Source organism: Aquidulcibacter sp. (genome assembly GCF_049239865.1).
Taxonomy (GTDB): Bacteria; Pseudomonadota; Alphaproteobacteria; order Caulobacterales; family Aquidulcibacteraceae; genus Aquidulcibacter.
This window is the reverse complement of sequence record NZ_JBMLTR010000214.1, coordinates 19,689-31,520: the sequence shown is the minus strand read 5'-3', so window position 1 is coordinate 31,520 and position 11,832 is coordinate 19,689. Positions and strand designations below refer to the sequence as shown.

Genomic DNA, 11,832 nt, shown 5'->3' with positions numbered 1-11,832 from the left:
AGCATGACATAGCGCACGCGCGGCAGAAGGCAAAGGCTAATTTTAGCCCTGTCTGCGCAGTATTTTTCTAATTTGAGAGCTTACATCCCCAAAATGGGGATATCATTTTCCAGAAGAGCGCGGTCTGCCGTAAAAATAACCCTGCTGGCCGATCACGCCAATCTCACGCAGGGCTTCGGCCTCTTCCGCTGTTTCCACACGTTCAGCCACGGTTTCCATGCCGAGGCCACGGGCAAGCTGATCAATTGCAACCACAAAAGCGCGACTATCTTCTCGCGATTCAATGTTCTTCACATAAGCGCCGTCGATCTTGATCTCATCGAGGGGGAGGGCGCGGATCGAGCGGAACGATGTGTGGCCTTCGCCAAAATCATCCAAAGCCAGGCGGGCACCCGCCGCGCGAACAGAGTGCCCAAATCTCGCGGCGGCATCCAAATCATGGATCGCAATCGACTCTGTGATCTCGACAGTTAGTCGGTCAGAGATAGCCTGATTGTAGCTCAGAATGTCGAGATAATCGCGACAAGCTGACGAATCCGCAATCGTGCCTGCCGACACATTGATTGCCAACTTGATCGTATCTTCGCGCGTCAAGGCACTCAAAGCGAGGTTCAGGGTTTCGATATCCAATTCCCCAACCAAGCCAGCACGCTCTGCTGCGGGGATAAAGTCGATTGGCGCGACAACCCGCCCATCAACTTGGATGAGGCGCGATAAACACTCCCACCGCACGACTTGATTATCGGCTGTTGAGATGATGGGCTGACGGAATAGGCACATACGGTTATCTGCCAAAGCCGACTTCAGCATCATCGTTTCAGGATCATTGGCAGCCCGCGGGATAGGCGGGACATATTCCGGAGCAAGGGCCATGATCTCGCGGAACACAATGATCTGGTGCGCAACATTGGCGATGACTTCCAAATTGCTGGGGCGGCGGATCGTCACGGGATGACCGCGACGCAGTGCTTGGAAAGCTGCACCTTCGACCGCTAAATCGAGTTCATCAAAATGGGCGGGCGGTCGATCCACTTGTAGAAAAACCGCCGCTTTGACAGGGTCTACCCACGACAAGCCGCCCATTTCGTCAATCTTGCAGGCCGTTGCATGCAGCAGGCTAAGCGCATCTTCAGCCGGACTGACGGTGGCATCAAGCAAGGGTTCAGGGTGGATCGAGTGGACCATCCGCATACCTCTGACCTGTTTTCCCTGAAAAGAGAAGTCCTAATTTGCCCCCCGATCGTCGCTAGCGCTTGGCTGCAGGCTTTGGCCGGCCACCCGCACGTTCCGCTGCTTTCACCGAAACTTGGCTCGGGAGTGGCACGATGCTCAAGGCTGTTTCGACCGCTGCCAACGGCACTTCAGGCGGTGTTAGCCAAGGAAGCCCAGTCTTTTTAACGCTCGCACTGGTAGCCTCTAGGTCTGAGGGTTTCAAAATGCCGGTGATGGCCGATAGAGCAATGGTGGCCGCTTGCAAGTCATGCACGGCCCGGGCTTGCGCCAATTGAGCCTCTAACAATTCCTGCTGCTGAATCAGCACATCGAGGGTCGTCCGGAGCCCAACCGATTGTTCAAGTTCTGCCCCTTCAAAGGCAATCTGGGCGGCTTTGACCTGCTCAGCGGAAGCGCTAACTGCGATACGGGCCACACGGGCTTGGTGCCAAGCATTGGTCGTTCGTTCAGAAATTTGCCGTTCGCCGTCGACGGCTGAGAAGCGGGCGGCATTAGCATTGCCCAAAGCCTCAGTTATCCGCGAACTGGCGAGACCACCTGTGAAGATGGGTACCGACAGCCGTGCGGTGACGGCCGTGTTGCCGCTTCGATTGCCGTCAAAGTTTGAATCCACAGCCCAAGCTTGGCTGGCTTGAATGGTGATCTTGGGCCGGTTTTCTGCCTCAATCACTTTGGCCCCGGCCATCGCGATTGTCTCGCCCAAGCGGATGGCGGCAAGGTCTGGATTGTTCGCCCGCGCTAATACGAGCGCTTGATCGAGGCTGGCAGGGCCGACCACTTCTTTGATCTCCGGTGTCAGATCGGTGGGCGCTTGCCCAATCAACCGCTCAATCGCGGACCGGCTAGCGTCGACTGCCGCTTCGGCAGCGGCTAGCGCCGTCTTGCTCGCCGCTTGGCGGGCTTCGACTTGGGCGACATCGGTCTTGGTGACATCGCCAACATCAAAGCGCACACGCACCGCTTCTAGCTGACGGTTAAGGGCGGCCAGGTTCTGGCGGCGAATTTCCACCGCGCGCAAGTCTCGACGCAGATCGGCATAGGCGATGACCACATCGCGCATGACAGCCAATTCACTGCCAGCCAAACGTGCATCGGCTTGGGCGATCTGAGCTTCAGCGAGGCTCATCGCGGCCTTTACCCGGCCAGCGAGCCAAATCGGCTGTGACGCGGAAATGCCGTAAGTCGTTGGGGTCGTGTCTGAGGCCAGACGGCTGGAGATCACACCGGTTGAACTGATGGACCGGGTCCAGGATTCCTGCTGGCCATAAGTGGCCTCACCGCCAATTTGCATGCGTCTTTGAGCAACTGCTTGCACCCGCCTCTGGCCAAGCGCGCGCAAGTTGGCGCGCTGACTTTCAAGGCCGGGATTGGTTTGCAGCGCCATGGTGACGGCCTCTGGCAGCGTCTGGGCGGCGGCCGGGGTCGAGATGGCGGCCAAAATGGCAAGCGATAGACTGTAGCGGATGGCGTTTCTTTTTTTGGTCATGGTTCGAGCATCTTTGCTTCTGTGCACCACAGAGTGTGGCGGGGGAGGGAGCACACGCGGCTGATTTTTGTGCCTTGCAGAGTGGACTTAGCATGACTTTGAATCTTGTCATGCTTTAACCTTATTCAGTTGACAATTGTCGGTTGGTTGATTGGCCCTCTCGTCTTGTTCACAACTAATTGAGCGCAAAATCACGCGTTTGGCTAGATGGCAATTGACCAGTTGACCAGAGTGGCCACACAATGGGCCTGTGTTAGGTCAAAATGGCTTGTGGAAACAAAGCGAGCCGACGTTGTTACGTCTACAGAGGGCAGATTGAGATCCATGATGGACGATGAGACTTTGAACACGATTACGTCCAAGAGCACAGGCGAAACGGCCGCTGAATACACATCCTGTAGCCTCCGGCGACGGGATATGATGCGCGGCTTAGTTTGGCCCGGTGTCTGCGCAGCAGGCCTCTCAAGCTTTGGCGCAAGCTCTGCTTGGTCGCAGTCACGGGGCACACCAAAGAATACCGAACGCGGTTTCAATCCGATGACCTGGCTCAATCGGGGTCGGGATAGCTTTGAGATCGTCTATGAAGCCTCTACCGGCGTGGTTGCCGCCCGCATGCGTGACTTTTCGATCCGCGCGCCGGATGGCAATATGTGTCATACCCGTATCGCGTATCCGGTGACCGTGTTTGACCGCATGCCGCTGATCATCTTCTGCCCGGATGCAGGGTGTAAAGGTGCCATGTATGATCCCTTGATCGGTGCATTGGCTGCTAGCGGCTATTTCGTGATTGCGTTGGATGATTCGCGGGCGGTCGCGCTGAAGGCCGGCGACGGCACAAAATTGATCGCCAATTCCCCGCAATTACGCCCACCAAATCTTGCTGAAGCCCGTTTCTTGATCGATATGTCGTCTGAGGCAGCCCAAGTTTTGGGCCCCCGCGCCAATCGCGTGGATGCGTCGCGTGTCGGCGTGGCTGGCCATGGAGAAGGGGCGTGGATGGCGCTTAGCCTAGCAGGTTGGGGGTCAAGCAATTCAGAAGTGGCGAACACGCGCGACGGGCGCGTTATGGCAGCCTTCGTGCTTTCACCGACCCCACTAGAAGACAATGCACGGATTGTGAATGGCGTGCCCGATGGCGGGGCCTTGGCACTTTTAGCGGGTCCTCAAGGGGCAATGCCACAAGCATTGCCGGGCTGCGGCCTTATCGCCTTAAGTCTGCCTGCTCGGTCGAGCACATTTGGCGGGCTAATTGGAAACCCGACTTCGTCGCGGCGCAACGTGGTTGAGCCTAAGCCTTTGGCAGCCGCGGTTGCCGCAGCTTCGATCTTCTTTGATTGGGGCCTAAAACGGCAAGGTGATCGCAAGCGCACCCTGCTGGGGTTGGATGGGCGGGTCGTTGAAGGCCTTAGCCAACCCCTGCAACTCAGCCGGTCATAGGCCGCCCTGTGCTATCTTCGGCTGCTATTTGATGGGACACCATGCGCTTTTCGGCATCAATTCAGCACCCTTTAAGTTCATTGCGATAATCGGAACTGCAAAAATTCCGCTTGCCTAGTGCGAAAGCAAGGCAATGCTCTTAAATAAGCGGGTCTCAACCCGATGGGCGAATTGTGCAGACCAAGGTTGATGGGGAGGCTTTAGGCCAATGAGTGATGATGCAAATGCCACCAAAACACCTGTCGTCGATACGGTGTCGGCAGAAGCCGTGCTGCCTGAGATCAAGGTTGAGTCCAAGGATTTAACCCGGATTCGCGGCCAGTTATCTCTAGACGACCGGGCCTCAATCGCCACATTCGGCGATAATGCACAGCGTAATGTCGTCGCTTATGCCGACCGAATTCTGGCTCAGACGCAGAACCGCGAATTGGGCGACACCGGTCGCCTGTTGACCGACATCATCGCCAAAGCCAAGGGCCTTGATCCCGCGGCCATGCAGAAGAAGGGCTTCTTCGGCAAATTGTTTGGTGGTGCTAAAGCCGAGATCGAAAAATTCAAAGGCAAGTTTGAAGACGTTGCCAGCCAGATTGATTCCATCGGCATTCAATTGGAAAAGCGCAAAGACGGCCTTCGCCGCGACATTGCGGTGATGGACGATCTGCATGAGCAGACAGCCGCCTCCATCGCCCAACTCAGCGCCTATATTGAAGCAGGCGAGGCTTTTGCTGCCGAGATCAAAGCCACGCGCTTGCCAGAGTTGAAGACCATTGCAGACGAAGCCTTGCTGACGGGCGACGGCCTGATTGAGGCGCAAGCCTATCGTGACGCCCAGCAAGCGATGGAGCGCTTGGAAAAGCGCATCTTCTATCTGAGGCAGGCCCGCCAGATCGGCATTCAACAATTGCCGCAAATCCGCATTGTGCAAGCCGGCGATGAGACCTTGGTCGAAAGCTTGCAGGCTTCAACCCGCCTGACCATCCCCTTGTGGAAGCAGAAGATGGTGCTGCTCTTGGGGCTGCGCCGCCAAGAAGACGCATTGGCCATGCAAAAGGCTGTGACCGATGCCACCAATGAGATGCTGCGCCAAACGTCCTCGATGATGAAAGAGCAAGCCATCGCGATTGAAGAGCAATCTCAGCGCGGGATCGTGGACTTGGAAACCTTGGAACAAGCCAATCGCGACTTGATCGACACGATCTCAGGGGTTCTTTCGACGCAAGAGGAAGGCCGTCAGAAGCGCGCCATGGTCGAAAAGCGCATGGATGAAATGACCCAAGAATTGCGGCAAGCTTTGGTGCAAGGGCGCGTGACCTAATTCATGTCCCGTCGCCGCTCGAAAGACTGGATGAAAGAGGAGTTCGCCGTTCGCATCCGGTCGCCTCAATCCTTCGGTGTGATTGCGTTCTGGTTCTTCATCTGGGCCATTTGTAACTTCAATCCGTGGGTAGGTTTCGGCCTGTTCTTTGCCGCTGGTGGCTCGCTTGGCTTCTTTGGTGGCAAGCGTGACACCGTGGATGATTTGTGGGGTTACGACGGTACCGATGATTATTTCGATGAGGACGAGGATGGTCGGCCGCGTCGTCAGGGCGGCGAATCTGAAGCTGCGGCGCGGGCTCGGGCCAATGGCGAGGCTTTGCCCGAACCTGAAGCACCGCCTAAGCTGCATCAAGCCGTGATTGCCGATGCCAAACCTTCGCTGGTGCGGCTAGAGGCTGCAGCCGGTGTGGCGGAGGGTGAACTCGGCGCGCGCTTGCGCAATATGGTCGCACGCGTGAAGGAAGTCGAAATGGGTCTCCGACACGACCCGTCGAAACTGTCCGATGTCCAGCGTCTTTTCACCTATTATCTGCCCGCAACCGCCGATCTTTTGGGCGCGCGTGGCGCGGTGGCAGGTGGCGCAGATCCCACGCGCTTGGCTGAAATTGATACCATGATTGGCAAGCTCGATCTTGCCTATACTGACTTCGCCAGTCGACTACGCGGCCATGATGCCCGCAGCCTCGAGATTGATATGCGCCTGCTCGATCAATCCCTAGACGACGAATTCGCCCACAAGACAAAGGGCTAAGAGATGGCAAAGCCGCCGTCTAACCCGAACAAGCCCCGCCGCGGCGGGGCCGGGACATCGTGGTGGGTCATTTTTGGCTCGATGGCCGCTTCCTTGGCTGTTGGCGGCGCGCTTCTCGTGGAAGTGCGCTCCGGGCCAATTGTGGCAGGGCTGGTGGCGCTGTCGCTCTATGGCTTTCTAACAGTTGGTTTACCGCGCCTGTTCAAGGGCAAAGCCGCTTCAGAAGCGGCCAGCCCGCCTGAGCTGGACCCCGAAGATGATGACCCCCGCCACGCGCTCATGGTCGAGGCACACCAGCATTTGATGAGCATCCGCGCCGCAATCCCCGCCGTGCCACTGGAAGTGGGCCATGTCCTCGATGCTTTGGTGCGCCACGGGCTGACGATTTTGGATACGGTGGCGAGCCAGCCAGAAAAGCTGAACCCCATTCTGCGCTTCTTCACTTATTATCTGCCTGCTACGGGCGATCTGGTTTCAGACCGCTTAAAATTAGAGGCCCATGCCGGCCAGGCCCGCTTGGCCGAAATCGACCAGACTTTAGCTCGCCTGCAAGAGGCTTTCGCCAGCTTTGAACGCGCCGTGGTGGAGCCGGACCTCGCCTCGGTCGATCTGGACATTGAGCTTTTGGACCGCGCCTTAAAGGATGATCTGGCCCCGAGGTGAGGGCGTATCTTATTCTTTTTGGGACCTAATGCGCCCATTCGCCTGCCGATCTCAGCTTTATGCTCTGTACGCGACGAAGTTCCGACTTGTGTGCTCGGCACTATATTTCGGCTTTTTTAATCGCCATTTTACACTTACTCGCTAGGTACAACAGGTTCTGTTTGAGGAAAAACGCTGATGTCGAATCCCTGTCTGAAATGTCCAACGGACCAAAGCTGCTGTCGAGAACTTCATGGTCTGAAAGTGAATGATGCAGAATTCAAACAGCTCTTTGAGGGCAAAAGTGAGCACCTAACTGTTCTGCAGAAAGGCAAGCTCTATGAGATATCTTCTCACGGCAGTGGCCCGTGTCCGCATTGGGACCAACAATGCCAAGTCTATGGCAAGCGCCCCATGGATTGTGACCTTTATCCCTACACAATGGGCAATGTGTTTGAAGGGGAGGGAGAGGTTTATGCGACCTATCATAGCCGGACTGAATGTCCTTTGACGGCTGAGCTCCTAGGCCCTCGCGAGGCCGCAGAGGCCCTGATACGAAACTTTCTGAAAGACACCTATGGCGAACACTGCAAGATCACGGTGCGCTATGATGAAGGGGCAGCGAGAATTTATCATCTTGCGCGCCGTGCCGCTGCCAAGGCAAAGCGCCTAATGTTTGCTGACAAGCCATAAGCGAACCGGCAATCACTGCACGCCCGACTGGTACAATAAGCGTGATTTCCAATTCGAGCCGATTGCTCTAGATTGAGACCATGCCAATCTTGATCATCCTTGGAATTCTAGCACTTTTGGCCTTGATTTTCGGCCCTCAATATTGGGTCAAGAGCATTATGGCGCGCCACGCCACCGACAGACCGGATTTCCCCGGCAGCGGGGGCGAACTTGCCCGTCACTTGCTCGATGAAGCAGGCTTGGCCGATGTTGGCTTGGAAGAAACACCGCCTGGAACGGATCATTATGATCCGATTGCCCGGGTTGTGCGGCTGTCGCCCAGTAATTTTCACGGCCGCTCGGTCACGGCTGTGGCAGTCGCTGCCCATGAAGTTGGCCACGCCGTCCAGCACCGTGATGGTGATCCGTTCTTAGTGACACGCACCAAATGGGCTGGGGGGCTGGCAGGCCTCGACAAGGTGGCCTTTTGGATGCTGATCTCCATTCCGTTGATTGGCATTCTCATTAAGTCACCCGTCATCGCCATGCTACAAATCGGGGCGCTTGTCGTGCTGATGAGCGGGCGGGTGTTGATGCATGTGCTGACCTTGCCAATGGAAATCGACGCCAGCTTTAAGCGCGCCCTACCTGTTTTGGAGCATGGCGGTTTCTTGCATGAAGACGATCTTGCTAGCGCCCGTCAGGTGCTGAAGGCCGCGGCCGGGACTTATGTTGCCAGTGCTCTGGCCACCTTATTGGATGTGATCCGTTGGATCCGGTGAAGGCCAAGCCGCAATGCCTTCTGCCAGAGCAATGACGCCGACTTACGGCCCTGACGGGATCAAGGTGATTTCTGTTTGGCGTCCGTCGATGTAGCGCACGTTTGTCCCATCAAAGAAGGCGTTCTCTTCCGCCCGGAAATCAACGCGCTGACCGTCCCACTCGGGCACTGCGGCAAAGTTTGTCAGCTCAATTGACCAAGCCGTATTAGCGGCAATCAAGCCGTTGCCGCGTGGATCAGCCTTCTGATTGTCCCAAAATCCGATGGAGGGACCCGCTCCGTGACCATGTAAGCCAATCGGGTGCGAGTAAATTGATGGATCAAGACCTGCTGCAACCGCTTCTGCCCGCGCCAGCGCCAGCACGTCGTTGCCACTGCGCCCGACTGCGAACTGGCGGGTGAGCATATCCTGCAGACGGTTGCTGTTCGCCAGCCCCTGCCTGAGGCCTGCAGGTGCCTGGCTTTCGCCCGGCTTCAACACATAAGCCAGATGCTGCATATCGGTATTGAGCCGAAGGTAGGTGATGCCAAAATCTGTCCATAACAGATCGCCAGGCAAGATCACTTCGTTGCCTTCAAGCATACCTTTGGCACCCTTGCGCTGGATCCCGACGGACGGGTGGAACCAGGGATCAAGGCCAAGTTGAAGCAACCGGTCGCGATACCACCACTGAACCTGTTCCGCAGTCGTCACGCCCGGGGTGATAACCGACCGCGAAAACGCTTCGCCGATCAGCTGATGGGCTGTGCGCATCAGTGTGGGGTAGATCGCCATCTCTGAAGGGGTACGCGTTTCGAGCCAACGGATTGCGAGCGTCTCGCCACTGACGATCCGGCCATGCAAAGGCTTCGGCAAAGCGGCCCTGAACTTCTCATACTGACTGAGCGTCATACCATCGGCAAACTGATAGAGATCAGACGTGTTGATCGCAATTTTTGTCGGATTACGTTTGGCTATGATGTCTGCAACGGCCTGCCACTGATCCGGCTGTTTACTGGGGTCCCAAGCCGGCGCGAACAAGCCGCCAAGCCCATAGCGGCTGACGGTCAGACGCTCAATCGGCTTCCCATTGCCCGGGTCGTAGAAGATCAGAATTGTCCGCCGACGTGCATGCATATTTTCGGCATCCAGCATCGACGCAACCACCGGCTCTTCGAAATATTCACGCGCCACGAGAAGCCATAAATCGATGCGTTGCTCGCGCATGATCACGGGAATGATCGTCTCAAGCCGCTCAGCTAAAATACGGTTTTCGGTGCTCGCTCTCTCACGTGCGTTGAGTATTGGGGGCATCGCGGGTGAGCCTTGGGTAGCTTCACTCGTCGCGGCAGGTTTTGGTGTAGCGGCACTAGGTAGTGCCATAAATGCCGCAATCAGCGCCGCCAGAAACACTCTTTTCATTGCCATCCTGCCCCCCAAACACGTGTATTGACGCTATCCGATCGTGGCGCAAGCATCAAATGCGAGCCTCAATGCCTATCGTCCATCGCTAGCATCAGTAGCAATCGGGTGGATTTTCCTTGGTTTCATTGGTTTTTCCACATCGCGCCATTCATCGAGTGACTGCGCGTGGCAATGACTGACTATGGCCGAAAGCGGAAGGGCGGCTTTGAGGGCGTGTGGGGGCGAAAGCGGACGCTCAACTGGACATCAAAAGCAAACTTCGACCTCTTGACCCCGCTACGAAAATCAGGAGCAGGATTCAATTTGGATTCCCGCGCGCGTGAAATACCCGAATTCTGCTGTGCCGCCCGAAGTCACAACTACTGCCTGACCTTCAACATTGGGGAAACCGACAAAGATGGACCCGATCCTTGTAAGGTATACGCGTTCGTGTGAACTGGATATTGCGACTGCACGGACATTACCACCTGCACAAGTCACAACTTTTAGGCCACGCAACTCCGCGTATAAAAGGGTGAAGACTAAAACCAGCCCGCCAGAAAAGAGAACTCTTTTCGTCATAATCAATAAGTCTTAGGTTGCAGCATAACGGGAACCTTAGCAGAAATGTGCTCCGCGTCGAAGCGTGCATTCCATTAATGGAATGCACCACGGTCAAGCAATTCCCGAGCTTGTTCATGTGGGGCCTTAGCCAAATCACTTGGAACGGCTTCAGGCCGCGCTCCGCTCACCTTGAAGCCCCATCTTGCGCGCTCACACTCGAACAAAGCCTTTGCGTAGGCATAGCCTGTAGCAAAGGCTGTCTAAGTGAAAAATTGTAACCAAACCCACAGTGCGTAAGGTGGTGCAGTCCTGTCGGACCGCACCCTACATGCTGGCGAATGTCCGCTTTCAAGCAACCGTCACCCCGCCCTAAAAGACCACTTCTGGCGCATTTGAGACCGTCCACATTTCGGCAGAACTTGGCCGAAAGCAGACGGTCTGCTTTGGGCGGCGAAGGCGGCGAAAGCGGACGTTTTGAGGTGGGCAAAAAGCGAATTTGGCTGTCGCCAGCTTAATTGCTTAGGTTAACCAACAAGTGCACAATGAGGGGTGGAATCCAAAAATAGTATTTATTGTCACTATTAAACTTTAAATAAAAAAGAGAAAACAGTGCATGCCCCAGGATCCATATAACAGATACTAGGGCCATCAGTAGACTAAAATGAAACTCGCTTACGCCATATATATTTGGATTTTGCTCAAGATATTCATTCAATTTTTCCCTGAAATGAATAAAATGGGAAAAACCGTCCACAACGCCATAAGTCATACAAGTAATTGCTCTCTCTAGTAACTTCTGTTGTACTAGCTTGTATATCACGGCTGCCTTTGCAATTTCCTCCACTACTGGAACCAGAATAAATCGAACACCTGAGAGAAATGGCAAAGTCATATCTGCAATGTTTATAATCACAACAATAAAAATGAAAAATAAAATTGTTACTGGCCGAGTAATTATAAAAGGCACCGCTATCAAGCCAAACAGAATGTATTCTAGTGACATCACATATCTCTCAACAATGAGCTTTGCACCAAATGGTCTATTCGATCTATGGAATGTTCCATAGCCAAGCAATCCCTAAGATAGTCAATGATGAGCCTCGGCTCAATGCGTCGCTCCGCACTCCGCTTGCCCCGCTGGACAATTCTTATTGCGCAAGATGCGGGGTCAAGGGGCGCGCCTTTGGCGCAAAGCAGCTCCAAAGCTAAACTTAAAAGGGGGGGGGTAGATGTGGCCTCATAAAAGCATTCTGCGCCGCAGGGCGCGTTCCATCACGAATCGCAAATCGAAAGGATCGCGCAACACGAGTTGCGCATGTCTACGCGGGGAAAAGCGCAACTCGTGTTGCGCGCTCCCTTAAGGCCGATCCCGCCCGGTCTTGCGCGCTAAAACTCGAACACAGCCTTTGACGATACTGGGTTCAAAGCCGGGCCGTCACGCGCCGTCGACTTTTGGCCGATTGCGGATGGTCTGCTTTGGGGGCGTCGGCGTCGAAAGCGGACGTTCGTTGGAGGTTGATCTACTTTTGCAGGACAAGATCACTCTTGGCGGCGCGAAGTTTCGC

Annotated in this window: 10 protein-coding genes; 6 read left to right on the top strand and 4 right to left on the bottom strand. The window is 55.4% G+C overall.

Annotated features, from left to right (window positions below; all coding sequences use genetic code 11):
• Nucleotides 1–102: 102 nt before the first annotated feature.
• Together ACOVRA_RS14620 and ACOVRA_RS14615 are read right to left on the bottom strand one after the other, a co-directional pair.
• Nucleotides 103–1,191, bottom strand: coding sequence for an EAL domain-containing protein (locus tag ACOVRA_RS14620; RefSeq protein WP_421720943.1), 1,089 nt, complete (start codon nucleotides 1,189–1,191; stop codon nucleotides 103–105).
• Between the two features lie 55 nt (nucleotides 1,192–1,246).
• Nucleotides 1,247–2,719, bottom strand: a complete 1,473-nt coding sequence (locus ACOVRA_RS14615) for a TolC family outer membrane protein (protein ID WP_421720942.1) — start codon at nucleotides 2,717–2,719, stop codon at nucleotides 1,247–1,249.
• 324 nt (nucleotides 2,720–3,043) lie between these two features.
• Here ACOVRA_RS14615 and ACOVRA_RS14610 point away from each other — a divergent pair, with 324 nt between their 5' ends.
• The 6 genes from ACOVRA_RS14610 (at nucleotide 3,044) to ACOVRA_RS14585 (ending at nucleotide 8,320) form a co-directional block, all read left to right on the top strand.
• Entirely contained in the window at nucleotides 3,044–4,156 is a 1,113-nt protein-coding gene (locus tag ACOVRA_RS14610; RefSeq protein ID WP_421720941.1) for a hypothetical protein, read from the top strand.
• 208 nt (nucleotides 4,157–4,364) lie between these two features.
• Nucleotides 4,365–5,471: a toxic anion resistance protein gene (locus ACOVRA_RS14605; RefSeq protein ID WP_421720940.1), complete on the top strand. Its 1,107-nt coding sequence runs from the start codon at nucleotides 4,365–4,367 to the stop codon at nucleotides 5,469–5,471.
• Between the two features lie 3 nt (nucleotides 5,472–5,474).
• The gene (locus ACOVRA_RS14600) at nucleotides 5,475–6,224 is read left to right on the top strand and encodes a hypothetical protein (protein WP_421720939.1); all 750 of its coding nucleotides are present in this window, start codon (nucleotides 5,475–5,477) and stop codon (nucleotides 6,222–6,224) included.
• Between the two features lie 3 nt (nucleotides 6,225–6,227).
• Nucleotides 6,228–6,887, top strand: coding sequence for a 5-bromo-4-chloroindolyl phosphate hydrolysis family protein (locus ACOVRA_RS14595; RefSeq protein WP_421720938.1), 660 nt, complete (start codon nucleotides 6,228–6,230; stop codon nucleotides 6,885–6,887).
• Nucleotides 6,888–7,064: 177 nt separating this feature from the next.
• Nucleotides 7,065–7,559 (top strand): YkgJ family cysteine cluster protein, encoded by a 495-nt coding sequence (locus ACOVRA_RS14590; protein ID WP_290806240.1) that lies wholly within the window; start codon nucleotides 7,065–7,067, stop codon nucleotides 7,557–7,559.
• An 80-nt stretch (nucleotides 7,560–7,639) separates the two neighbouring features.
• A complete protein-coding gene (locus ACOVRA_RS14585) occupies nucleotides 7,640–8,320 on the top strand; it encodes a zinc metallopeptidase (RefSeq protein ID WP_421720937.1) in 681 nt (226 codons plus the stop codon).
• 42 nt (nucleotides 8,321–8,362) lie between these two features.
• On the opposite strand, the gene ACOVRA_RS14580 is transcribed toward ACOVRA_RS14585, so the two are convergent.
• Entirely contained in the window at nucleotides 8,363–9,727 is a 1,365-nt protein-coding gene (locus ACOVRA_RS14580) for a M24 family metallopeptidase (protein ID WP_421720936.1), read from the bottom strand.
• A gap of 1,051 nt (nucleotides 9,728–10,778) precedes the next feature.
• Nucleotides 10,779–11,270 (bottom strand): hypothetical protein, encoded by a 492-nt coding sequence (locus ACOVRA_RS14575; RefSeq protein ID WP_421720935.1) that lies wholly within the window; start codon nucleotides 11,268–11,270, stop codon nucleotides 10,779–10,781.
• Between the last annotated feature and the right edge of the window lie 562 nt (nucleotides 11,271–11,832).